Raw genomic sequence first — 24457 nt, 5'->3', positions numbered from 1 at the left:
CTGATTGCCGAGGCTTCTGGTGTTATGGGTTAACCATGGGAATTACAACGCATGATAAGCAGGTTCAACTCCCGCAGGGCAACAGAGAATTTTGCAAATTCGTGTGTCTTGGAGCTGTGGAACTCAGCCATCATGTGTAACCATCTATCCAGGGTCTGTTCATTCTCTTCTACCCACTGGTTAATGATGGCGTCGGCGCTGCACTCGCCCTGGCAGTTTTTGAGCACCACCGAGGTAAGCATGCGCTGCTGCCAGTCCAGATCTTCGCGGAACGCTGCCCGCGCCAATGCCTGCCAGTGGTTGGTCACCGGCTGCTGGCTGATCTGATTCAGGAACCAGTGCAGTTCGATACCGGCACCCAGTTTAAAGTAGGTTTCGGCCACCAGGGCCACCGGTTTGCCTTCAGACTTCGCGACTTCGGCGATATCCAGTGCGGAGAACAGGGTACTTAAGTGGGACATGCGGCACGCCAGTTCTGGCGTAATGCCCTGCTCCACCATGGCGCTTTCGTCTTCTGAGAGTTGCGCCACTTCGTCCTCCACCAGGAATCCGTCGAAGCCTGCATCCAGCTCCTCCACCACACCGCGGTAAAACTCCGCTTCGGCTTCGATGCTGAGGCTGCGGTTGCGATGACGCAGGAACCAACGGGTTACCCGCCTCAACGTGCGCCGCACCTGATTAAACAGTTCGCTCTGCCTGTGGGCATCAACGTCTTCAAGAGCGTTGATTTGTCGCTTAAGATCTTCGAGATCAAAGACCTGACAAGCGACAGTGTAACATATCGCCACCTCCTCAACTGCGGCGCCTGTCTCATCTTGCATACGCTGGATGAAGTTAAGGCCCATCTCGTTGATGATGTCATTGGCCAGGCTGGTGGCAATGATCTCACCTCTCAAGGGGTGGGTGGCCATCTGTGCGGAGAATCGATCCTGCAGCTCAACAGGGAAGTACTCCACCAGGCGGCGAGCCAGGAACTCGTTGTCGGTGATCTCGGCGGAAACCAGCTGCTCCTTCAGCACCATCTTGGCGTAGGCCACCAGCACCGACAGCTCGGGGCGGGTCAGACCGACGCCGGAGAGTTGGCGCTCATTGAGCTCATCCTCATTGGGAAGAAACTCCAGGGCACGGTCCAGCTTGCCCGCCTTCTCCAGGTGCTGCATAAAGCGGATCTGTTCCTTGAGCTGATCCGAGTTGAGCACCTCGGTGACGGAGATGGACTGAGCCTGGTCGCGACAATCCTGCAATACAATCTCGGCCACCTCATCGGTCATCTTCTCCAGCAGCTGGTTGCGCTGCTTGATGGTGAGATCGCCTTGGGCCACCAGCTGATTCAGCAGAATCTTGATGTTCACTTCGTTATCGGAACAGTCCACGCCTCCAACATTGTCGATGAAGTCGGTGTTGATGCGACCGCCACGCTTGGCGTACTCGATGCGGCCCAGCTGAGTCAGACCCAGGTTGCCACCCTCGCCCACCACCTTGGCGCGCAGTTCACTGCCATTGACCCGCAGCACGTCGTTGGCACGGTCCCCCACATCGACGTCGGTCTCGGTCACGGCCTTGACGTAGGTACCGATGCCACCGTTCCACAACAGATCGACCTCCATCATCAGCAGCTGCCGAATCAGTTCATTGGGGGCCATCTGGTTCTTGTTGGTGCCGATCATCGCCTTAATCTGAGGCGTCAGCTTGATCGACTTGGCGCTGCGGTTGAAAACACCGCCCCCTTCGGAGATCAGCTCGCCGTTGTAGTCCTCCCAGGTGGAACGGGGAAGCTTGAACAGACGCTCACGCTCGGCGTAGGAGCTGGCTGAATCCGGGTTGGGGTCGATGAAGATGTGCATGTGGTTGAAGGCGGCCTGCAGACGAATGTGCCTGGAGAGCAGCATGCCGTTACCAAATACATCGCCCCCCATGTCACCCACGCCCAACACGGTGAAATCTGTGGTCTGGCAGTTGACACCCAGCTCGCGGAAGTGGCGTTTGACCGACTCCCAGGCGCCGCGGGCGGTGATGCCCATCTTCTTATGGTCATAACCATACTGACCACCGGAGGCGAAGGCATCGCCCAGCCAGAAGTCGTAGCTTTCAGAGATGGCATTGGCGATGTCGGAGAAGGTCGCTGTGCCCTTATCCGCCGCCACCACCAGGTAGGGGTCATCCTCATCGTGGCGAATCACCCGATCCGGCGGCGTCAGTTGGCCGGCCACAATGTTGTCGGTAATGTCCAGCAAAGCACTGATGAAAATCTTATAGCAGGCCTGACCTTCCGCCAGCATGCCGTCGCGGTCGGTGGGCAGGTTCTTGCACACGAAGCCGCCTTTGGCGCCGGAAGGCACAATCACGGTGTTCTTCACCTGCTGGGCCTTGACCAGACCAAGCACCTCGGTACGGAAGTCTTCGCGGCGATCGGACCAGCGCAGGCCGCCCCGGGCCACCTTGGCACCGCGCAGGTGGACACCCTCGACCCGGGGAGAGTAGACAAAGATCTCAAACTTGGGCAGCGGCAGCGGCATCTCCGGGATCTCCGCCGGGGAGAACTTGTAGGAGACGTAGCTCTTGGGTTGGCCCTGGTCATCGTGCTGATAGAAGTTGGTCCGCAAGGTCGCCTGAATCAGGGCGATGTAACGACGGATAATGCGATCGTCATCCAGATTGGACACGTCATCCAGATAGGTGTTGGCCTGGTCGATCTGCTTTTCCAGATCCCGCTTGGCTTTGGAGCCTGGGTTGAACTTGCGATCGAACATCTTCACCAGCAGAGAGGCGATGTGAGGGTACTCGGCCAGCGTCTCCTCGACGTAGGTCTGCGAGAAAGTGCCGTCGATCTGACGCATATATTTGGCGTAGGAGCGCAGCACACTGGCCTCGCGACCGGTCATGCCCGCAGAGAGGATCAGCCGGTTGAAGCCATCATCCTCAAGATCCCTGGCCCACACCTTGGCGAACGCTTCCTGGAAACGTGCCTGAGCCGCATTGATGTCCACTTCTGTCTTGCCCGACAGGGTCATGTTGAAGTCGAGCACCCAGTAAACCTGTCCGTCGGCGGTATTGATGCAGTAGGGTCGCTCGCCAATCACCCGCAGACCGAAGTTCTCCAGCATGGGCAGGACGTCGGACAGGTGGATGGGTTCATCCTTGTGGAACAGCTTCAGGCGTACCTGGTTGGCGTCCAGTACCGCTTCCTGAGGCTGATAGAACAGCATGCCCAGTTGATCGGAGTCGTTCAGCTTCTCCAGCTTGGCCACATCCACCACTGCGGCCGAGGGCAACACATCCTCTTTGTAGCTGCGAGGGAAACCGGGAAGGTAGTTGTTGGCGATGGCCTTGCCCTTGGCCTGACCGAAGGTCTTACGCAGAGCGCTGTCTACCTTGTCTTCCCAGGAGCGGGTCAGTTCCACCAGGTTGTTCTCCAGCGCAGGAACATCAATATCCATATCGTTATCTTCAACTTTTACCAAGTAGTGAGTTCGAGCCAGTATCGACTCGGAGAAGAAGGTCGTGAACTCCACCTCCTCCTCGGCATTGAAGTACTCCGCCAGCAACTTCTGAGTGTTCACCCGCAGCTGGGTGTTGTACCTGTCTTTGGAGACATACACCATGGCAGAGATAAAGCGGCCAAACAGATCCTTGCGCAGGAACAGACGCACCTTGTCCCTGTCCTGCATCTGCAAAACGCCCAGACCGATCTCCAGCAGCTCCTGTTCGGTCGCCTGGATCAGTTCATCCCGGGGATAGGTCTCCAGCACGTTAAGCAGCGCCTTGAAGTCGTGGGAGCGTGGCGCCAGCCGCGAACGCTCCATCACCCGGTTGAGCTTGCCGGAGAGCAGAGGGATCTCACGGGGGCTGCGGTTATACACTGAGCTGGCGTACAGACCGATGAACCGGTCTTCGCCCACCACCCGGCCCTCTTTGTCGAAACGCTTAACACCGATGTAGTCGATGTAGGCAGGACGGTGCACCCGGCTCTTGGAGTTGGTCTTGGTCAGCACCAGCGGCGCAGGTCCCAGGGCTTCCTTTCGGGCAGATTCGGGCAGAGTGGAGAGCAGCAGATGACGGCTGGTGTCGCCCTTGCTCCGCATCATGCCCAGGCCGGTTTCCATCTGGGGAGAGAGTTCAACGTCTCCGGAAACGGGAATCAGGTCGTAACGACGGAACCCCAACAGAGTAAAGTGGTGATTGAGCAGGAACTTGAGGAACTCGGTGGCTTCACCGTGTTGACCCTGCTCATCGTTCTCCTCCATCTCCCTGACGGTGGCGCCCAGTTGAGCACGCATGGCATCCCAGTCATTCACCGACGCCGCGACGTCGGTGACCACTGAGTTCAGCTCTTGATGGACGGTGTTGACCTCATCTTCAGTGGAAAGGCTGTCCACCTCCATCAGAAAGACGGCGATGCGTTCATCGTTGGCCTTGGCTTCAGCCAGGGAGCGCAGTTCGACCACCCTGCCCTTTTTATCTCTCTGAATCGCCAGGGGCACATGGATCATCAGGTGAGAGGTCACCCCCAGGCGGTTGAACGCCATGGAGACCGAATCCACCAAAAACGGCATATCCGGTTGAATCATCTCAATCACCGTATGGTTGGACTGCCAACCATGAGTGCTCTGCAGTGGGTTAAATACCCGACTGAAGGCCTTGCCGCCTGAAACCTGATTCAGGCTGTTCCACAGGCTGAGAATAGCACCGTAAAGATCGCTGTCGCTGCGGGCGTAGAGATCGTCCCGGGACAGGGTTCCATACAGTGCGTGGGCAAATCGTTCGAGCAGGATGGCATCCTGCTTGGGGAGGTTGCTGTGGATGAGACCCACAACGTTTTCGAGTAGGACGGAAGGGATAGTGTCGTTATTAGCCATGTTGCTGATTCCCTCTGCTGCTATGGCACCAGATTTTTGTAGTTTTTTAGCTCCGTATCGGCGCCCCTTCGGCACCTCGGATGCAGCGAAGTGTATCACCATTTATCGGGAACTGTGAGCGGAATCCACTTTCGAAATTGGGCTTTATAAGTGGTTAATGAGGAAGTTCTGAAAAAAGCGTCAATAATGTACGCTTTCTATGCAAAAAAGGCCGCATATGCGGCCTTTTTATTCAGGAGTGCTATTTAAGCAATCAGGCTTTTCGATTAAACCACAACAACTTAACCATTGCCGGTAGGAGAATAATCGCGGCTAACATGTTCACTAGGAACATAAACGTCAACATTATCCCCATATCCATCTGAAACTTCAGGGCGGAGAACACCCAGGTACTCACCCCTACTGCCAGAGTGATGCCGGTAAAGACCACGGCATTGCCCCGATCGCACAACGCCTTGAGATAGGCCTCCTGAACCGAGTGGCCTCCCCGCAACATCGAGGACATGCTCGACAGGATATAGATGCCGTAATCCACACCGATGCCCACACCCAGGGCGATTACCGGCAGGGTGCTCACCGTCAGGCCGATCTCCAGTGCACTCATCAATGCCTGGGCCAGAGTGGACACCAGATACAGAGGCACTATCACCGAGATGGTGGCACGAATGGAGCGGAAGCTAATCAGACACAGCAGGAATACCGCGCTGTAAACGTAGAGCATCATTGGGCCCTGTGCCTCTTCCACCGCTTCATTGGTGGCCGCCATCACCCCGACAGGACCCGAGGCCAGCCGGAACTTCAGCTCATCGGTGTCGTACTCCCCCTGCAGTTTCTTGACCTCGGCCACCACGGTGTTGATGGTGACCGCCTTGTGGTCCTTGAGGAACAGATACACCGGCATCACTGAACAGTCGTTATTGAGCAGCCCGGTGGAGGTGGGGACCCGGCCCACCGACTGCACCAGGGTGGCGGTGGTGCGCGGCAACACCCGCCATCTTGGGTTGCCCTCATTGAAGCCACCATTGACCACCTTGGCCACCGAGGCCAGGCTGGCCGCCGACTCCACCCCCGGGACATTTTCCATCTGCCACTGGAAACGTTCGATGCGCTCCAGTACATGGTGGTAGGTGCAGGCCTCGGGGAACCCTTCGACAATCACCGTCAACACGTCGGTGGTGATGGTGAAGTTATCGGTAATGAACGCCGTGTCCAGGTTATATCGGCTGTCTGACTTCAGTGCCGGCGCACCGGCGTGCAGGTCACCTATCTTCATCTCCTGGGACTTTTCATACCCCGCCAGGTAGGCGATGGCGGCAATCACGACGATCACCAGGGCCCAGGGTTTGGAGGCAAACACCGAGATCGCCTTCCATACCGGCGACACCTTGGCATGCTCTGCCCTCACCCGGTCCAGATAGCGTTCACCGAAATTCACATAGGAGAGCAGGATGGGCAGCAGCACCAGGTTGGTTAGGATGATTACCGCCACCCCAAGGGACGCGGTAATGGCCAGCTCACGGATGATGCCGATGTCGATGGAGAGCAGGGTCAAAAAACCTATGGTGTCCGACAGCAGAGCCACACCGCCGGGCACCAGCAGGCTGCGAAACGCCAGCTGAGCCGCACCCTTGGCGCTCTGGCCTTCGGCCACCTTATGACCGACGGCGTTGATCATCTGCACCCCGTGACTGACGCCGATGGCGAATACCAAAAAGGGCACTAGAATGGACATGGGATCCAGGCCGAAGCCCAGCACGGTCAGGCCGCCGAGCTGCCACACCACAGCCACCAGAGAACACAGAAGCGGCAGTATCGTCAGCTTGGGGCAGTGACAGAAGTAGTACACCATCAAGGCGGTGATCACCAGAGCCACAGCAAAGAAACCCACCACTCCGGCGGCCCCTTCGGCCACGTCTCCGGCCATCTTGGCAAATCCGATGATGTGTACCTTGATGGACTCATCCTGGTACTTTTCCCGAAGCTCCCGTTCCAGGGTGTCGGCCAGGGCAAGCACATCCAGCGGCTTGGTCATCTCGGTACGATCCTGAGCCTGGGCTTGCGCCCGCTCCTCTTCATTCAGGGAGATCCTGTCCATCAGCTGGGCGCTGACCATGGCCGCACTGAAGTCATCCGCCACCAACCGGCCTACCGCCCCGGCCTTCTCGATGTTGGCGCGGACAATGGCCAGCCCCTCCTCGGTGGGACGGAAATCGGCGGGGATCACCGGTCCTCCCTGGAAGCCGTCTTCCACCACTTCGGTGAAGCGGGTCGACGGCGAATAGAGGGATTTTACCTGGCTGCGATTCACCCCTTCGATGAAGAACAGCTGATCGTGAATCTCTCGCAGCACTTCGAAGAACTTGGGGTTGAAGATGTTGCCGCTGGAGTCCTCTACCGCCACCATGATGCTGTTGGCGCCGCCAAACTGCTCGCGATGCTTGAGGTAGGTCTCCATATAGGGGTGATTAAGGGGGATATTCTTAGTGAACGCCGCGTCCATTTTCAGCTGGCCGGCACTGTAGCCCAAGGCGACAGTCGCCAGCGCAAATAGGATAACAACGGTCTTTCTGCTGCGGAACAGCACCTGTTCAACCCAGTTCACCATCCTTGTGGTCATAACAGCTCCTTACTTCTTAATGGTGAATGGTTGAACGCCGTGACTGCCGGCCAACCACAGGTTGCCCTCGCCGTTTTCCACGAGATCAACCAGGTCCTGCCCCTTGGCCACGCGGACTAGGGTAAAGTCCGCGTCTCCAGGTCTGCGATAGGCAAGGTCGCCGCCATTGGCCACCATCACCAGGGTGCCATCGGACAGCCGCCGGATGCTGTTAAACGTGCCCTGGGTCCCCATCTCCACGGGGGTCCAGTTCTCTCCCTGATCGCGACTCTCAAACACATTGCCGCGCAACCCCACGACCACCCAGCGTCCATCTGCGCCCATGGCCATATCAGACAGGGAGCCAAAATAGATCTCAGGAAGTCGTTGCCAGGTACGGCCATAATCACTGGAACGTGCCATCAACCCCATCTCCCCAACGGCGAACAGATCGCCCCCGGGCAGAGGCAGGATCCGATTGATGTGTGGCAGCATGGCCGCGCGCTCCGCCAGGTAATCCTCTTCACTGTCGGCGCGTATCTCCTCCAGGTAGAGGCGGTCGTCCTCAATCAGCAGGCTGTCAAGGAACTCAAACTGCCAGGATTTTCCCCCATCCCGGGTTCGGAACAACTGGCCGTAGGCGCCCACGGCCACCCCTTGCCTTTCATTCTGGAAATGGATGTCCAGCAGAGGCACTTCCAGATCCGGGCGCCACTGTTGCAGGCTCCAGCTTTGGCCACCGTCGGTGGTGTGAAGTATTGCGGCATCGTGGCCAACCGCCCACCCCTGCTGATCATTGAGCATAAACACTCGAGTCAACAGCGTACTCACCGGCACTTCGGCCTGTTGCCATTCCTCATTTCCGCTTGTCTTGACCAGCGCCTGTCCCCGACTGCCTACGGCCACCAGAGCGTCTCCCGCCGGGGAAAGGCTCATCATTGGACTGGTTTGGGCTTTGGGGGCTTGGATCGCCGCCAGGGGGGTGGGAGCCGGTGGCTCCGCCATGGCGTGACCACCCATCAGGGCAAGCGGAATCAACATCATTAACCGCATAGTGGTATCCATACCGGGGGCAGTTACCTGCCCCCTTATTGTAGTTTTAAGATTTAGCGCCGACCGCTGCGACGCAGAGCGTTAGTGGTGAACTCCTTCTGAACGCTGAACTCCTCCTCGAAGCTGGCCACGCCATCTTCATTATCCAGGCCCATGGCCAGGTAGCGGCGGGAGCTCAGATCGTAGAACACCTCCAGGGTGGTCCACAGAGTGGGCAGGTCGTAGTAGTTCACCGCATGGGCCATGCCGACGCGATAGAGCTGGTCACGCTTGTCATACAGGTCCACCAGGCTCACCTGCCAGCTGTCCTCGTCCAGGTAGAAGGTACGGGTCTTGTACAGGTGGCTGATGCCGTCTTTGAGGGTCGCTTCCACCTCCCACACCCTGTGCTTCTCCCAGCGAACCAGGTCCATGTTGATGTGGCCAGGCTTAAGGATGTCCTTATACTTCACATCGGCCCCGTGCAACTTGTAGTTGTTGTAGGGGATGAGGATCTCCTTCTTGCCCTTGAGTTCCCAGTTGTAACGGGAGGGGGAGCCGTTGTACATGTCGAAGTCATCGGTAGTTCGCATGCCGTCGGACGCGGTGCCAGGGGTATCGAACGCCACATTGGGCGCACGACGTACCCGGCGCTGACCCGTGTTGTAGGTCCAGGCCTTACGAGGCTCCTTCTCCTGATCCATGGTCTCGTGAACCAGCAGAGCGGTCCCCGCCAGACGGGCCGGAGAGGTCACCACCTGCTTGAAGTAGAACAGCAGGTTGTCTTTCTGCAGCTGTTCGGCGTTGGCATCCGGGCGGGAGTAGAGGAACTTGATCTTCTCATCGGTCTTCACCAGGGTGTAGCTGCCGCCGGCGGTGGGCGCAGCCTGACCCCGGAGGATCTGGGCATCGGCACCACGATAGCGCAGGATGTGGTTCCAGATCGCTTCCAGGCCATTTTGCGGCATCGGGAACGGCACACCAATGGCGGCGTTCTTCAAGCCGTTGCCCCCGGCCACCAGTTCGGCGGTGCTGGCGTTGGCGATGGAGGCATCATAGATAAACTGCGGATAGGACGCGCTTCGATGGGTCGGATAGACGGTCATCTTGAAGGTGTCCGGGTACATCTCGAACATCTTCTTCACCCCGGGGGTCAGAAGCTCGCCATATTGGCCCATGTTTTGGGCGGTAATGGTATAGAGCGCCTGATCGCCGGCATAGGGATCGGCGTGAAAGTCGCCGGGCTTGTATCCGGCAGGCGCTTCGGTGATCCCGCCCGTCCAGGCTGGAATGGAACCGTCTGCGTTGCCGGCCTTCTCGGCGCCCACAGGCGTCAGAGTGTCACCCAGGGCCTTAGCCTGTTCCGGGGTCACCTTAGCCATGGCGCCAAAGCTGCAGCTCAGGGCCAGCATGGCCGCGAATAGTGGTTTTACTTGCATTACTCCTCTCCCCTCTTAGATTGAGAACTTCAGGTTAAAGGAGACAAAATCTTTGTCGTCCATAGAGTTGGTAGAACCCTTTCCATCCCAGAAAGCGTTGTAGGCCAGGTCAGCGGACCAACGGCTCTGATAGTCGAAGGCGAAGGTCACCGAGGCGGACTTACGATCTTCGACAAACAGGAACAGTGGGTCCGGCGTGGTACCGCTCACGTCGTGAGAGAACACCACTCGGGGTGACAGGTTCCAACCGAAGGCCACATTGGAGTAATCCCACTTGGCCACCAGACGATAGCCCCAGGCATTGTCTGTGGGGAAGGCATCCTCTTCCGGGCCGTTGTGCAGAATATCCAGCACCGCCAGGTTATCTTCGCGACCTTCCGCGCCGGCACGCTCCGTCCCCGGACCGTTCATCCGCAATACCGCAGAGTCAGGCATGTCGTGCAACCAGACACCACCCACTTCGGCCAGCATCAGGAAGTTGTCGGCGCCCATGGTCGGGCCGAAGATGTGTGTCAGGGTCATCTGCGCCTGAGTGCTGTCGGTCAGCACATAGCCTGGCGCGTATTCGCCGGGTCCTACCTTGGTGCCATCCGGCTTCACGTACTGAGACAGGTTTTCGAAGATGGCGAAAGCTTCGGGGTCTGCGTTGTACAACTGCTCCGGCATGGCTGCGAACAACAGCTCAACGTCATCGATCTGCAGCGGCTCATCCTGACGGTAGGCAATTTCACCGGCTACCGATGTGTCACCGACCGTAGTGTTGAAGGAGATGCCGTACAGCTTGATGTCTTCCGGGTACTCCAGGGTTGCCTTGGAGAAGGAGTTAAGCTGCAGAAGATCATTACGAGACACCTCGCCGTCCAGACCCGCCAATGTGGCCAGATCCGCCCCAACGGCCTCGGCGCCGAAGTTGGCGGTTTGGCCACTGATCAGCGGACGACGGCTGTGGTAGTTCATGTAGTAGAAGCCAAATTCGGTGTCATTCAGCTCCGGGGCGAAGTACCCGAGCTTGATACCGTATTGCCCCTGGTCATCGGGCTCCTGCTCATAGTTGATCAGGGTCACCTTGGTTGGGTAGGCGATGGCGGCAGTGCCCAGGCCGGCCAGAGCGGCTGGGCCACCGGCTTCCAGGCTCTGCGCGGCGACTGCGCTGAGCTGCGCGTACTGCTCGAGTACCCAGTCCAGGGTATTGTCCGGGTTGGAGGTGAAACCCAGTTGGGCGTTGTTTACGTAACCACCCGCTCCTGCAAAGTCATTGCTGGAGAAGTAGGTGCCGGTTACCGGCAGACGGGTCTGCTCCCAGCGGTATTGGTAGAACGCCTCTACGTTGAGGTTTTCGGTCAGGCCCAGGGAGGCCCATACCATGCCCACGGGAATGAAGGCTTCTTTGAGTTCGGCTCCCGGTGCCTGCAGGCGGGCAAGGTCAACGGGGTTGATGGAGTTGATGCCGTGGGCGATCAGGGTGCTCTCGCCCCAGCTGACCACCTGTTCACCGATTCGAATGGAGAGGGGCATGTCACCCAGATCCCAGTCGGCGAAGAAGTAGGCATCCAGCAGACGGATGTCGGAACAGGCGTACTCTGCCGCCTTGGAATCTTCACACACGTCGTACTTGGCACCGGAAACCGGGTTGCGGTAATCGAAGTCCGAGTCTTCGAGTCGCTTGTCATAGAAGTACATGCCACGGATGAACACACCCATGTTGTCGTACACCAGTTCCAGCTCGTGCAGGCCTTTAAACACCTCGGTAAAGGTGTCGCCCTGATCATAGAGCAGGTTGCCCAGATCCTGGTTGGCGGAATAGGACCCTGGCAGGGCAAACAGCTGATCGCCAGCGTAGACCTCATTGAAGCCACCACCAGCGAAATCAAATCCATAGCCAGTCCAGTCCAGACCGGGCTGACTGGATTTGGCCACTTTGCCATAATCGCGGTCTTCGACCCGCCAGGCCGCACCGACTGTCCAGGTGGAGTCAAAACTCCCCTCTATCTCTCCCCAATTAAAGGTAACTGCTGAGGCCGGAGCGGCTAACACCGTACAGATGCTGGCTGCCAGCGCGGAGCGGCGAAAAACCTTAGCGCCTTGTCTCATTGTCGCGGTTCTCCCTTCCCTGAATTTATAGTTTTGTTGTGCGCCGTCAGTGTAACGACACATTAACCCCATTGTTACAACAACGACGGTAAGGGAGCAACCTTTTTAGGAGAGAGAATCCGCTGAATTTTTAGGAGGTTAAGTAAAGTTTTGCCCGAATTCACAGGGGTAAATTTGATTCATGTCACACATTCAGTTTCAGCAACTGCGTAAACCATTGAATTCATCGGGCTTTATCAGGAAAAGGTCGGCAAGTTAGAATTACAACACCCGTTTGAAGTTATTGCTCTATTAATGGGTTGTTATTCAAATCGTTGCAAATTCAGGAATTGGCCCTGGCTGTCGAGGGTCAGTTGAAAGCGCCCATGGATGCCTCGGGCGGAGAGGAAGGGGCGCAGATATCTGGGGTGCAGATGGATCACCCTGCCCCGCAAACACCGCACCACCACCACCTGGGCCTGCCCCTGGTAGTAGCGCTGCATCTGTTGCCAACCGATGGCGAGATCGAAGATGTATTGCATAGATGTGGGCGGCCGTTACCAGCCGCCCTTCCCGACTTAACTCAGACTCTTGCTGACCTTTTCATACAGATCCTTAGAGAGATCCTCCAATGCCATCAGCTGCTCCAGGCACTGACGCATCTGCTGCTGACGCTCCCCCGTGTGCTGCTTAAAGCCAATCAGAGGCGTGATGATGCGCGCGGCGCACTGAGGGTTGATGCCGTTCAATTTGATTAACTGCTCGGTCAGGAAGCGATACCCGGCGCCGGAGGCATCGTGGAACGCCTTGGGGTTACCATCGGCAAAGGCACCCACAAGGGCACGGACCCGGTTGGGGTTGCCGATGTCGAACGCGGCGTGTGACATCGCCCGATTGATCTCCTCGAGCAGCGGCACCACCTCCATGGGGGTGGTGGCCAGCTGGCTGAAGTATTTGTCCATCACCAAGGGATCGTGGCGCCATTTGACCTCAAAGTCGGTCATCATCTGCCGACGTTGTGGCAACAGTCCCTGGTTGGCTGCACGCAGCGCCCCCAGGGTTTCAGTCATGTTGCTGGCCTGCTCATATTGGGCCAGCACCCGCTCGGACTCCCCGCACAGAGCCTTAAACTCCAGCAACAGGTTCTTCAACGCACGGTGAGGGGCGTCGTTCGCCGCCACGCAGCGCTGATACGCCAGTTCCATCTCAGCTGCCAGGGCACTGCCCAGAGTCGTCTGCAATTGACGACGGGCCTGGTGCAGCGCCACCACGTCGCAGCCGCTGTGCATCTCCATCAGGGTGGAGACCGAAGGCAGCGTCAACATCTGGGCCACCAGAGCGGCGTCCAGGCGGTCATCGGCCAGGATCTGGCCAAAGGCGCGTGCCAGGGCATCGCTGTCCGGCGTGTCGCCCTCCAGGGTGACGAATACCGCGTTGGCCAGGATCCCCTGTGCGGCATCCCAACGGGCCACCGCGTTATTGGCGTAACTCATCAGATGAATCTGCTCGGCCTCACTCTGGGCAAAGCTGAGCTTCACCGGCGCAGAGAACTCCTGCAGCAAGGAGGCCACAGGCTTGGCGTTCACCCCATCAAAGGTCAGGGTTGCCTGTGGTTCGGTCAGGCTGTAGAGGCCGTCGAAGGGCTGACCATCGAGAGTCAATTCGAGGGCCTGGCCTGAGGTGCTCAGCAGCTCCAGTCTCACCGGCAGGTGCAGAGGCTGTTTCTGGGCCTGATCGGCCGTGGCCGGGGTGTGTTGGCGCAGATGCAACTTGTACTGAGCCGCCTCGGCATCGAACTCCTCCTCCACGGTCAGGACCGGGGTCCCGGACTGGCTGTACCAACGACGGAACAGGGTCAGATCCACGCCACTGGCCTCTTCCATCGCCTGAACAAAGTCGTCGCAGGTGACCGCCTGACCGTCGTGCCTCTCAACATAGAGGGCCATCCCTTTCTGAAACCCCTGCTCACCCAACAGAGTGTGCATCATGCGGATGATCTCGGCGCCCTTGTCATACACGGTTACCGTGTAGAAGTTGTTCATCTCGATCACCTTGTCGGGCCTGATCGGATGGGCCATTGGGCCTGCGTCTTCAGCAAATTGAATGCCACGGATCACCTTAACCGCTTCGATGCGGTGCACCGCCCGGCTGCCGAGATCCGAGGAAAACTCCTGATCACGGAATACGGTCAGTCCCTCTTTCAGGCTCAGCTGGAACCAGTCGCGGCAGGTAATGCGGTTGCCGGTCCAGTTGTGGAAATACTCATGGCCGATGATCGACTCGATGCGGTCAAACTCGGCATCGGTGGCGCTGTCACTGTCGGCCAGCACACACTTGGAGTTGAACACGTTCAGGCCCTTGTTCTCCATGGCCCCCATGTTAAAGAAGTCCACCGCCACCACCATGTAGATGTCGAGGTCGTACTCCAGGTTAAACCTCTCCTCGTCCCACTTCATCGCCCGTTTCAGGCTGGCCAGGGCGTGGTGCCCCCGCCCTTTCTGGCCCTTGTCGACAAACAGCTGCAAGGCCACGTCGCGGCCACTGGCGGTGGTAAAACTGTCCTCCAGCAGATCGAAGTCACCGGCCACCAGGGCAAACAGGTAACTGGGCTTGGGGAAAGGGTCCACCCAGGTGGCAAAGTGGCGTCCGCCGTCCAGATCGCCGCTGTCCACCTTGTTGCCGTTGGCCAACAGGTAGGGATAGGCCGCCTTATCCGCTTCGATTCGGGTGGTGTACCGCGCCAGCACATCCGGTCGGTCCAGGAAATAGGTGATGCGCCTGAACCCTTCCGCTTCACATTGGGTACAGAAAGTGCCTTCGGACTTATACAACCCTTCCAGGGCGGTATTGTTGGCCGGGTCGATGCGGGTAACCAGGGTCAGACGCGCGCTATCCCTGTCCATGGGCAGCACCAGCTTGCCCTCTTCCAGGCGATACTCGTCTGCCGACAAGGCAACCTCATCGATGGAAACGGAGACCAGCGCCAGCTCCTCGCCCACCAGCGCCAGCTCGGCCGCACCCGCCTGGGTGCGCCGGATGGCACTCTCGGCGGTCACCAAGGTGGCATGGTCCTCCAGCTGCACTGTCAGGTGAAGGGTGTCAATCTGAAACGGACTGGCCTGATAATCCAGTCGGTGGCGGGCTGTCGGCTGCGACATGGTTGTTCTCCTGGGAGCTGGCCGGACGGAGGTCGCCACCGAATCCGTGTCGGTGATCGCCCGGAAAAATGAATCGTGGGCCATTATAACAATAAAACGCGCCGCCCCAGATTGAGGCGGCGCGTTTGCTTTAGAATTGCACAGCGATAAGCGGCTGCGACTACAGGTTGAGCACCCCAATCAGGTTGAGGAACACCAGGACGATGGCCACCGGCGCGATGTATCTCAGGCAGCTCTGCCACAGAAGATAGAGCGCGGGCTCGGTGTCCAGCATCTTACGGCTGATCTCCTCCTTTACTGCCCAGGCACTGAATACAGAGATGATCAGGCCTCCCAGCGGCAACATGATGTTGGCGGTAATGTAATCCAGCAGATCAAAGTAACTCATTCTGATGTCGCCCCACAGCGACACCACGCTCCACTCGGCGCCGGTGAGGGAGAACACCGTCAGCAGGCTCATCAGCCAGATGGCAAGCCCGGCCAGGGACGCCGCCTGCCAGCGCATCAAACCCCGATGCTCTACAAGCCAGGCCACACTGGACTCAATCAGGGCGATGGAGGAGGTAAAGGCCGCGACCACCACCATCAGGAAGAAGCTGCCGCCGAACAGCGCCCCCAGTGGCATCTGGCCGAAGGCGATGGGCAGGCTCTGGAAGATGAGGCCCGGTCCCGCCCCGGCGGGCAACCCGTTGGCGAAGACCACGGGGAAGATGGCCAGGCCGGCCATCAACGCCACCAACGTGTCCATCAGAGCGATGTAGACCGAGGTCTTGACCAGGGAGGTGCCCTCCGGCAGATAGGCGCCGTACATGATCATGATCCCCGAGGCCAGAGACAGGGTAAAGAAGCTGTGGCCCAGGGCAATCAGCACGCCGTTCCAGCTAAGTTTGGAGAAGTCCGGCTCAAACATGAAGCGCACCGCCTCGGCAAACTCACCGGTATTGGCGGCGTAGAGCACCATGATGGTCAACAGAACGAACAGAATGGGCATCATGTAGTTGACCGCTCTCTCCAGCCCCTTCTGAACCCCCTTGCCCACCACCAGGATGGTGCCCAGGACGATCACCCCGCTCCAGCCGAGCAGCGGATAGGGGCTGGCGTTGAGATTGGTAAACAACTGACCAATCTCATCGGCACTACGGCCGGTGAAACTGCCGGTAAAGCCGTACCAGGTGTAGGCCACCGCCCAACCGGCGATCACCACATAGAAGGAGAGGATCAGGAAGCCGGCGATCACCCCGCCCCAGCCGGTCACACGCCAGGCGCTCGACCGACCGGAATCCTTGGCCAGCTTGATCACCGACTTGGAGGGGGCCAGTCGGCCGTACTTGCCGATCATCACCTCGGCCATCATAACCGGGACACCAATGAGGGCGATGCACACCAGGTAGACAAGAACGAACGCGCCACCGCCGTTCTCTCCCATGATGTAGGGAAACTTCCAGATGTTACCCAGTCCGACCGCGGCGCCGGTGGCAGCCAGTATGTAGGTAAATCGATTGGACCACCTTCCGTGAATCTCAGACATCTTGTGACTCCCTCCGCCGCGACCTCGCTGCATGGGCATGCACCCGGCGATTTTTGTTAATATATTGTTTATTTATTATAGCTTTACCATAGCTGTTGCTCCCTGACTAGGCGGACGCATGGCGACTTGGCAGGAGAAACCCCCATCCGGTGAGGCAAGGGCCAGTGACATCGTCTGACCTGGCGAGCCCCCATGGCGCGGGCGTCGGAATGAGAGCAGGATCACAAACGATCCCTGCAGACGTAAAAAAGGCCGCTAAGCGGCCTTTTTTCAATCAACAGAGCATCACTTCTGTTTGGCGAGTCGGGTCCAGTCCACCATGTCCAGGGTGATGTTGGCGGACTCCGCCAGCAGGTAGTCGTTATCCTGCTCATCACTGTCTGTCTCTGGTTCATCGTCCAGGGACTTGATGGGCGCCTCATCGTTACGGGCGCGACGCTCGTTGATGCGGGCCAGGGCCTGGTCGTCCTCCTCCTGCTCCTTGGCCTTACGCTCGGCAAGGACCAGCGAGACATAACCTTTGTCCTTCTCGACCCGGTAGGTGGCAATATCCTCCGCCAGGTAACCGAACTCGGGATTGGACTCGGTGCGCTTCGCATAGTTGTCGCTGAGACTGGACACCATGGTTTGAGGCACCAGGTTCAGGGATTGGTAACTGGCCTTGGGGACGGTATCCCACGGCAGCGCATTGTCCTCCTGAGACTCTCCATACTCACCGGGCTCGAAGAAGCTGGGGAACTCGATGTCCGGGGTCACCCCCTTGATCTGAGTGCTGCCACCATTGATGCGGTAGAAACGAGCAATGGTGTACTGCACGTGGCCCATGGGCTTTTCAAACAGGTCGTAGGATTTGCCCAGGCTGCGGTGCTGCTGAACCGTTCCCTTACCGAAGGTGGGCTCGCCAATCACCATGGCCCGGCCGTAGTCCTGCATCGCCGCCGCGAAGATCTCGGACGCAGACGCACTGTAGCGGTTCACCAGCACGGTCAGGGGACCGTCGTAGCTGATGCGACCGTCACTGTCACGGTTGATGTTGATGCGGCCACGCTGATCGCGAATCTGAACCACCGGGCCCTGAGAAATAAACAGGCCGGTCAGCAGAGTCGCTTCAGACAGGGAGCCACCGCCGTTGTTCCTCAGATCGATGAGAATCGCTTCGACGTTCTCCTGCTCCAGTTTCTCAAGCTCCTTGGACACATCCTGGCTGATGTTCACGTAGAAGCTGGGGATCTCGATGACACCGATACGGCGTCCCTGGTTCGGACCCTGGTCGGGAACGTAAACCTCGGACTTCACCGCGCGGTCTTCCAGCTTCACCTTGTCGCGGACAATCACCACCGACTTGGGCTTGGCGTTGTTACCGCCCTTCTTGGGCAGGATCTCCAGAGTCACCTTGGTGCCCTTGGGACCCTTGATGAGGTCAACCACATCATCCAGGCGCCAGCCGATCACATCCACCGGCTTCTCACCCTCCTGACCCACACTGATGATGCGATCCTCGGGTTTGACGCCACCGCTCTTGTCCGCGGGGCCGCCTGGCACCAGGGAGCGGATGGTGGTGTAGTCATCCTCCACCTGCAATACGGCACCAATCCCTTCCAGGGACAGGTTCATCTCGGTCTGGAAACGATCCGCATTGCGGGGAGACAGGTAGCTTGTGTGGGGCTCAATGGTATAGGCAAAGGCGCCCATCACATTCTGGAACACGTCTTCGCTGTGGGTCTGACTCAGGCGCTTGAGAGCGTTGTTGTAACGCTTTCCAAGTATCTCTTTGATCTCAGGCCACTCTTTGCCGGTCATCTTCAGGTTCAGGGCGTCGTTTTTGACGCGCTGACGCCAAAGTTCATCCAACTGGGCTTCACTGGAGGCCCAGGGAGACTCTTCACGGTCGAAGTAGTATTTGTCGCCCTCTTTGGTGAAATCAAAGGGAGACTCCAGAAGCTTCAGGGCATAGCTGAATCTCTGGTAACGCTTATCCAGCGCCTGCTGATAGATGGCGTAGGCGTCCTTCATTTCACCCTTGGCAATCACGCTGCCGAAGGTGTTTCGATATTGGCGGAAGCCATCGATGTCGGCCTGGGTAAAGATGCTCTTGTTGTAGTCGAGCTGCTCCAGGTAACGATCAAAGATCTCACCGGAGAACGCCTGGTCCATGGCGAACTTACGGTAGTGGGAACGAGTAAACAGATTGGTGATCCGTTTGCTGGCGACCTTATGTTGCGCCTCCTGGCTCAGGACAGGAATCTCCTCCTCAGAGATGACCGGGGAGAGGGCCAGGGCCTGGACACTGAACAGGGCGCCAGTGAACAAGGTGGCCAATGTTGTCATCTTGAGACTCGTTTTCACCATAAGTGCTTTACTCCTTAAAGCCGACTCGGTTTTAGATGCGGATGTGGGACGCTTTAACCTTAATGGTCATCCCGGAATCCAGGCGAACCTGAACGTCATCTTTGTTGATGTCTACCACCACACCGTTTGCCGGAGCTCGGCCCAGCTGAACTTTAACTTTCTGGTCCACGCTTAAGGCACCGACCTCGACACTCTTCAGTTCGGGGCGCGGTTTCGCGGGACGTTTGGCACCTTCAGGCTTGTTGCGCGGGGCGCCGGAAGGTTTACCCTTCAGCTTAGACCGTTTATTTGCCGCCGGGGTTCCTTTGTCACCCTGAGGCTTTTGTGCAGCCTTGCGCTCTTTGGCACGTTCCTGGCTCTCTTTCAGAGCCTGCTGTGCGTGTTCGACGTGCTGAGCGTCGATCTCGCCGCAGGGGTTACCCTCCAGGTCCACCCGCTGTACACCCTCTTTAACGGAACGCAGGTAGCGCCAGCTGTTGGTGTAGCGACGCATCGCCTGGCGCAGCTGAGTCTTGCTCACGCGCTCGTCGTCTGCCAGGTTCTCCGCCAGCTCCTGAAACAGGCCGATCTTCAGCGGTTTGGCATCGCCTTCCTGACTGAAGCAGTTAGGGAACTTTTCACACAGAAAGGCGATTACCGCCTTGATGTCGGAAAGCTTGGTTTGGTTCTCAGTAGTCATCAAATTCATCCTGACCCGAACTGTTGTTGAAATGCTCGTAGAGGGAATCGACAAACCCCTCGATCATCTCATCATCCAACTCCGTAAGTTCGGGATTGTGTTGCCAATAGGGCCAGATGGTTTCCAGCATCGCTTCCAAGGAAGCGGGATCCATGTCGTCATCGGCCGCGTCATAAACTGCATGATAGAGGCGATTGAGGTTATCTGCCGCCAGTTCCTCTTCGCCTTCCCAATCGCCCACCCCTTCGGGGTCGGCGAGGTAGCTGTGAATGGTTACCAGCTCCTTCACTTCAGGCCCACCTTATTCAGGTGTTGTTCCAGAGCAGAAACCAGGGCTTCGAAGCCTACACGTTCCTCCTCTTTGAACCGGCCATGCACCGGGCTGTCGATATCCAGTACCCCAATCACCTTCCCCTGACAGTGCACAGGCACCACAATCTCAGAGTTACTGGCGGCATCGCAAGCGATGTGTCCCGGGAAGGCGTGCACATCTTCCACCAACTGTGTTGCGTCTTCGGCAACGGCAGTGCCACACACGCCGCGTCCCACTGGGATGCGAACACAGGCGACCTGACCCTGGAATGGCCCCAACACCAGCGTATCCTGATCCTCCAATAAATAAAATCCGGCCCAGTTGAGGTCGGATACGGAGTTGAATATCAGTGCGGAGATATTAGCCAGGTTGGCGATGAGATTGGGTTCACCCTCGATCAGCGCTTCGGCCTGTTTAGCCAAAGTGGCATAGGGATTCTGATTGGAACTGGACATCTTTTCGGCGGTTCATTCACATAAGGTTGTCATTAACCCAGTTTCTGCCAAGTCAGTCAAGCCCGCAACACTGGTTCGACCAAATTTACCGGGGTATTTGGGTAAAAAGTGACGAATTTGCCATTGAGTTCGCTATCATAGTGGAGTTAATCACAGCTAAGTGGCGGTAAACTTTGTCAAATTGCTCCATTTTGTGCCCGCATTGCGACCAGATTGTCCGTCGTCGTGCCCTGCCCAAAGGGATGAGGCTGTTCTGTCCCCGCTGCCACAGCAGGCTGGTCGACTCTCCCTACTGCGATCTGGACGCCCTGACCGCCCTGGTGATCACTGCCCTGCTGCTGTTCATTCCCGCCAACCTGTTGCCGATTCTGGAAGTGACTCTGCTGGGCAGCGTCCGCCAGGCCACCATCGCCTTTGGCGCCGTCATCACCTTCGAGCAGGGGTTCTGGCTGGTGGGCACCGCCATCTTCGTTGCCGGGGTGTTGGCGCCGCTGCTGCTGCTGACCTCCATACTGTTGCAACTGGTTCTGCTTAAGCTGGGCACAGGCAAAACCGCACTCAGGCAACTGATCAAGTGGCACCCCATGTTGGACGAGGTGGCCATGCTGGAGGTGTACCTCATCAGTTTCTTTGTGGCGGCATTCAAGTTGGGCGACTTCGCCGACCTCCACTTCGGGTGGGGAACTTTTTGCTTTATGCTGCTGTTTATAATGGTGTTCTACGTGCAGTATGAATATAACCGAGACCTGATGTGGCAGAAGTATGAAGAGCAATTCCTTCTCTGAGCGGGGCATCGACCGCAGCTGGACACTGTGCCGGGGCTGCCACAACATCGTGGTCGCCACCGACTACTGTCCCCGTTGCCACACCCAGGTCAACCCGCGACGCCCCTACAGCCTGCAGTATGCCTGGGCCTTGCTGGTCACCGCGGTCATCATGATCTTCCCGGCCAACTTCTACCCCATCACCCAGGTGACCAACCAGGGGGTGACCGGTTACGACACCATATTCAGCGGCATCATCTCTCTGGTGGAATCGGAGATGGTGGGGATCGCCATCATCGTGTTCATTGCCAGTATTCTGGTGCCGGTAATGAAGATCGTTGGCCTGAGCATCATCCTGGTGGCCATCACCCTGAAGCTGCGGCTATCACGACGCTGGTTGATGATCTTCTACCACGTAATCGAATTTATCGGCCGTTGGTCGATGCTGGACCTCTTTGTCATTGGCATCGTTGCCAGCCTGATCAACATGGGGCAGTTGCTGGATGCCAAGCCGGCGCCCGCCGCCACCTTCTTTGCCATGGTGATCCTGTTTACCCAACTGGCCGCCAAATCCATCGACACACGCTTACTCTGGGACCTCGAATATCACCATGAACAATAACCAGTCAGCCCGGGTGCGACGCAAGCGTCTGCTCTCCCCCATCTGGATCCTGCCCATATTGGCCACGGTACTGGGCGCCTGGCTGCTTTTTACCTACGTTAAGCAGCAGGGCACGGAGATCACCATTCGCTTCCCCGACGCTAACGGCATCGAGGCCCGCAAGACTCTGGTGAAGTTCCAGGGCCTGGTGGTGGGTATGGTGCAGGAGGTCTCCCTCAACCCCGATCGCCTGTCGGTGAACGTTACCGTCAAGATGGAGCACACGGTGGATGACCTGCTCAGGGACCAGACTCGCTTCTGGCTGGTGAGCCCCAAGGCTTCACTGACCGGCGTCGAGGGACTCGATGCGCTGTTCTCCGGTAACTACATCGCCATGAAACCCGGCGAGGGGGACAGGCTGCTCCGGTTTGAGGCGGACATCATGGCCCCCACGTCCGAGGAAGACTCCACCCTGATTCAGCTGATTGCCGATAAAGGCGGCTCTCTGGATGCGGGTTCCGGGGTCTACTTCCAGCAGATCAAGGTAGGCAGCATCCTCCAGTCCCGGCTGGATCCCCAGAGCAAAAAGGTACGGGTCACCGCCCAGATTGATGCCAACTACGCCCCGCTGGTGAAGGAGAGCTCCCACTTCTGGAACGTCTCGGGGCTGTCCGCCAACGCCTCTCTCGCCGGCGTCAAGCTGGAGCTCGAGAGCATCGCCAGCCTGCTGACCGGCGGGGTTGCCTTTGACTCCCCGGAAGCCAGCCCCCAGGCCAGGAGTGGCAGCAGCTTCCGCCTCTATGAAAACAGAGACGCGGCCACCCAGGACCAATTCGTCGACTTTGACGCCGCCAGCGCCGAAGGGCTTAAGGTGGGCAGCAAGATCCGACTGCTGGGGGTGGACGTCGGCGAACTGACCGATATCCGCGTCAACGGCAACCGCGTCTCCCTCACCGGCGCCATCCGCGACAGTTACCGCCACATTCTGGTGACGGGTACCCGTTTCTGGCAGGTCAAGGGCCAGCTGTCCCTGCGCGGTGTCCGGCACCTGGGCAACCTGGTGCTGGGGGATTTCATTAATGTTGCTGTCGGCAGCGGCGCCCCTCAGGACCAGTTCCTGCTCGAAGCCAGCAAGCCGGACGAAGCCCGCCAGGGCCAGGCCGTCACCCTGTTCCGGCGGGACGCGGCCGGCCTGAGTGAAGGCTCCCCGGTGCACTACAACCAGCTGCAGGTGGGCGAAGTGCTGAGCCTGGGCCTGGACCAACAGGACAGAATCAGCGTCAAGCTCTGGCTGAATGCCCCCTATGACGCCTTGCTGGGCAGTGACAGTCAGTTTTGGCTGACCCAGGGCGTTCGGGTGCAGGCGGATCTGTCCACCCTGACCGTGGAAGCCGATCCGCTGCAGCAGCTTGTCTCCGGCGGCATCGCCTTTTCCAAGGGCCAGGCGGACACTCAGGCCCGGGAGGGCGGCTACCCGCTGCTGGACCGTCCCGGCTCGCAACAGTCCACCCAGCCCTTGTGGCTCAGGCTCACCGCAGATCAGGCCGATGGTTTGGCCCCCGGCGCCCCGGTTTACTACCGCCAACTGGAGGTGGGTCAGGTTGAAAAGGTGCGCCTGGCCAAGGAGGGGTTCCAGGTGAGCCTCACCCTGGATGGCGACTACGCCAGGCTGTTCTCCAACGCCAGTCGATTCTGGCGCTACTCCGGGGTTCGCATCCAAGGCTCATTGACCGATTTCGAGGTGGACACTGCCGCGGCCATGGCTCTGCTGCGCGGTGGTATCGCCTTCGATAACCTCGAAGGGATGGAACAGCCGCAACGCGATCGCTGGCTCTATGCCAACCGAGATGACGCGCTGACGCCCGCCATGCGCATTCAGATCACCCTGGGGGCCGATGCCGATCTTCAGCCCGGAGCGCCGGTGAAGTACCACCAGCAGAGGTTGGGTAAGGTTGAGCGGGTCAGCCTCAATGCCGAATTGTCGACCCTGACCGCCACCCTGGCGCTGGATCCCAAGTGGGCTGACCGTTTCGCCGTCGACGGCGCGCGCTATTACCTGGCCGAAGCGGAGATCGGATTTGGCAACACCAAGAACCTCTCCAACCTGGTACTGGGCAACCACCTGGCTGCCCTGCCCGGCCCGGTCGGCGCTCAAGGGCAAACCCGGTTTACCGCCCTGCCCAGCGAACCCGCGCCGGACGCCCGATCCCAGGCGCTGCGCCTGGTGCTGACCCAGCCTCAGCTGGGATCTGTGCGAATCGGCAGTCCGGTGCTCTACCGGCAGATCCCGGTGGGCAAGGTGGTCAAGCAAGGGCTGGCCGAGGACGCCACCCAGGTGGAGATCACCATCGAACTGGAGCCCCAGTACCGTCACCTGGTCAACCGCTCGAGCCGCTTCTGGAACGCCAGCGGCCTGACGGTGAAACTGGGGCTGTTCAGCGGCGCCGAGATCCACACCGAGTCGCTGGATACCCTGCTGATGGGGGGCATCGCCTTTGCCACCCAGGAGAGTACCGACGACGGCAACCGGGCCTCCACCCTGGACCGTTTTCCCCTCCATGAGAGTTCCAGAGACACCTGGCTCGAATGGAAGCCGGTGTTCTGAACCTGACAAGGC

General features: G+C 58.6%; 15 protein-coding genes. 3 read left to right on the top strand and 12 right to left on the bottom strand.

From position 1 onward, the window contains the following. Nucleotides 1-29 precede the first annotated feature (29 nt). The 12 genes from G505_RS0104255 to G505_RS0104200 form a co-directional block, all read right to left on the bottom strand. Nucleotides 30-4856, bottom strand: coding sequence for an NAD-glutamate dehydrogenase (locus tag G505_RS0104255; RefSeq protein ID WP_028108451.1), 4827 nt, complete (start codon nt 4854-4856; stop codon nt 30-32). 253 nt (nt 4857-5109) lie between these two features. Continuing rightward, nucleotides 5110-7473: an efflux RND transporter permease subunit gene (locus tag G505_RS0104250; RefSeq protein WP_028108450.1), complete on the bottom strand. Its 2364-nt coding sequence runs from the start codon at nt 7471-7473 to the stop codon at nt 5110-5112. Nucleotides 7474-7482: 9 nt separating this feature from the next. Then, entirely contained in the window at nt 7483-8505 is a 1023-nt protein-coding gene (locus G505_RS0104245; protein WP_028108449.1) for a sialidase family protein, read from the bottom strand. Nucleotides 8506-8558: 53 nt separating this feature from the next. Next, a complete protein-coding gene (locus G505_RS0104240) occupies nt 8559-9923 on the bottom strand; it encodes a DUF1329 domain-containing protein (RefSeq protein ID WP_028108448.1) in 1365 nt (454 codons plus the stop codon). 15 nt (nt 9924-9938) lie between these two features. Then, complete coding sequence (locus tag G505_RS0104235; protein WP_028108447.1) at nt 9939-12014, bottom strand: DUF1302 domain-containing protein; 2076 nt, start codon at nt 12012-12014, stop codon at nt 9939-9941. A 302-nt stretch (nt 12015-12316) separates the two neighbouring features. Beyond that, nucleotides 12317-12535 carry a DUF2835 family protein gene (locus G505_RS0104230; RefSeq protein WP_028108446.1) on the bottom strand — a complete coding sequence of 73 codons (219 nt, stop codon included), beginning with the start codon at nt 12533-12535 and terminating at the stop codon, nt 12317-12319. Nucleotides 12536-12571: 36 nt separating this feature from the next. Further along, on the bottom strand, nt 12572-15151 hold the full coding sequence (gene pepN / locus G505_RS0104225) for an aminopeptidase N (RefSeq protein ID WP_028108445.1): 2580 nt from the start codon (nt 15149-15151) through the stop codon (nt 12572-12574). Between the two features lie 160 nt (nt 15152-15311). After that, nucleotides 15312-16679, bottom strand: coding sequence for a sodium-dependent transporter (locus G505_RS0104220; RefSeq protein WP_028108444.1), 1368 nt, complete (start codon nt 16677-16679; stop codon nt 15312-15314). Between the two features lie 285 nt (nt 16680-16964). Beyond that, the gene (gene prc / locus G505_RS0104215; protein WP_051215906.1) at nt 16965-19007 is read right to left on the bottom strand and encodes a carboxy terminal-processing peptidase; all 2043 of its coding nucleotides are present in this window, start codon (nt 19005-19007) and stop codon (nt 16965-16967) included. Nucleotides 19008-19059: 52 nt separating this feature from the next. After that, nucleotides 19060-19707, bottom strand: coding sequence for an RNA chaperone ProQ (gene proQ, locus G505_RS0104210; protein WP_028108442.1), 648 nt, complete (start codon nt 19705-19707; stop codon nt 19060-19062). After that, nucleotides 19697-19996 (bottom strand): hypothetical protein, encoded by a 300-nt coding sequence (locus G505_RS20545; protein WP_051215879.1) that lies wholly within the window; start codon nt 19994-19996, stop codon nt 19697-19699. Before G505_RS20545 ends, proQ begins: the two co-directional genes overlap by 11 nt. Then, a complete protein-coding gene (locus tag G505_RS0104200) occupies nt 19993-20475 on the bottom strand; it encodes a GAF domain-containing protein (RefSeq protein WP_028108441.1) in 483 nt (160 codons plus the stop codon). The genes G505_RS20545 and G505_RS0104200 overlap by 4 nt, the downstream gene beginning before the upstream one ends. A gap of 173 nt (nt 20476-20648) precedes the next feature. On the opposite strand from G505_RS0104200, the gene G505_RS0104195 reads away from it, so the two are divergent. From G505_RS0104195 to G505_RS0104185, 3 genes are read left to right on the top strand one after another with little or no spacing between them, the layout of a single operon-like run. Beyond that, complete coding sequence (locus G505_RS0104195) at nt 20649-21260, top strand: paraquat-inducible protein A (RefSeq protein ID WP_028108440.1); 612 nt, start codon at nt 20649-20651, stop codon at nt 21258-21260. Then, entirely contained in the window at nt 21238-21861 is a 624-nt protein-coding gene (locus G505_RS0104190; RefSeq protein ID WP_028108439.1) for a paraquat-inducible protein A, read from the top strand. Before G505_RS0104195 ends, G505_RS0104190 begins: the two co-directional genes overlap by 23 nt. After that, a complete protein-coding gene (locus G505_RS0104185) occupies nt 21851-24445 on the top strand; it encodes an MlaD family protein (RefSeq protein WP_028108438.1) in 2595 nt (864 codons plus the stop codon). Before G505_RS0104190 ends, G505_RS0104185 begins: the two co-directional genes overlap by 11 nt. Nucleotides 24446-24457: the final 12 nt, after the last annotated feature.

The sequence above is a fragment of the Ferrimonas futtsuensis DSM 18154 genome, from assembly GCF_000422645.1.
In the GTDB taxonomy this organism is placed as follows: domain Bacteria; phylum Pseudomonadota; class Gammaproteobacteria; order Enterobacterales; family Shewanellaceae; genus Ferrimonas; species Ferrimonas futtsuensis.
The sequence above is the reverse complement of the archived record's forward strand: the minus strand, read 5'-3'. Positions and strand labels throughout refer to the sequence as shown.

Excerpts from the sequence above, each read along its gene's own strand:
- G505_RS0104255 (WP_028108451.1), bottom strand. The coding sequence starts at position 4,856 with ATGGCTAATAACGACACTATCCCTTCCGTCCTACTCGAAAACGTTGTG.
- G505_RS0104250 (WP_028108450.1), bottom strand. The coding sequence starts at position 7,473 with ATGACCACAAGGATGGTGAACTGGGTTGAACAGGTGCTGTTCCGCAGC.
- G505_RS0104245 (WP_028108449.1), bottom strand. The coding sequence starts at position 8,505 with ATGCGGTTAATGATGTTGATTCCGCTTGCCCTGATGGGTGGTCACGCC.
- G505_RS0104240 (WP_028108448.1), bottom strand. The coding sequence starts at position 9,923 with ATGCAAGTAAAACCACTATTCGCGGCCATGCTGGCCCTGAGCTGCAGC.
- G505_RS0104235 (WP_028108447.1), bottom strand. The coding sequence starts at position 12,014 with ATGAGACAAGGCGCTAAGGTTTTTCGCCGCTCCGCGCTGGCAGCCAGC.
- G505_RS0104230 (WP_028108446.1), bottom strand. The coding sequence starts at position 12,535 with ATGCAATACATCTTCGATCTCGCCATCGGTTGGCAACAGATGCAGCGC.
- pepN (WP_028108445.1), bottom strand. The coding sequence starts at position 15,151 with ATGTCGCAGCCGACAGCCCGCCACCGACTGGATTATCAGGCCAGTCCG.
- G505_RS0104220 (WP_028108444.1), bottom strand. The coding sequence starts at position 16,679 with ATGTCTGAGATTCACGGAAGGTGGTCCAATCGATTTACCTACATACTG.
- prc (WP_051215906.1), bottom strand. The coding sequence starts at position 19,007 with ATGACAACATTGGCCACCTTGTTCACTGGCGCCCTGTTCAGTGTCCAG.
- proQ (WP_028108442.1), bottom strand. The coding sequence starts at position 19,707 with ATGACTACTGAGAACCAAACCAAGCTTTCCGACATCAAGGCGGTAATC.
- G505_RS0104200 (WP_028108441.1), bottom strand. The coding sequence starts at position 20,475 with ATGTCCAGTTCCAATCAGAATCCCTATGCCACTTTGGCTAAACAGGCC.
- G505_RS0104190 (WP_028108439.1), top strand. The coding sequence starts at position 21,238 with ATGAAGAGCAATTCCTTCTCTGAGCGGGGCATCGACCGCAGCTGGACA.
- G505_RS0104185 (WP_028108438.1), top strand. The coding sequence starts at position 21,851 with ATGAACAATAACCAGTCAGCCCGGGTGCGACGCAAGCGTCTGCTCTCC.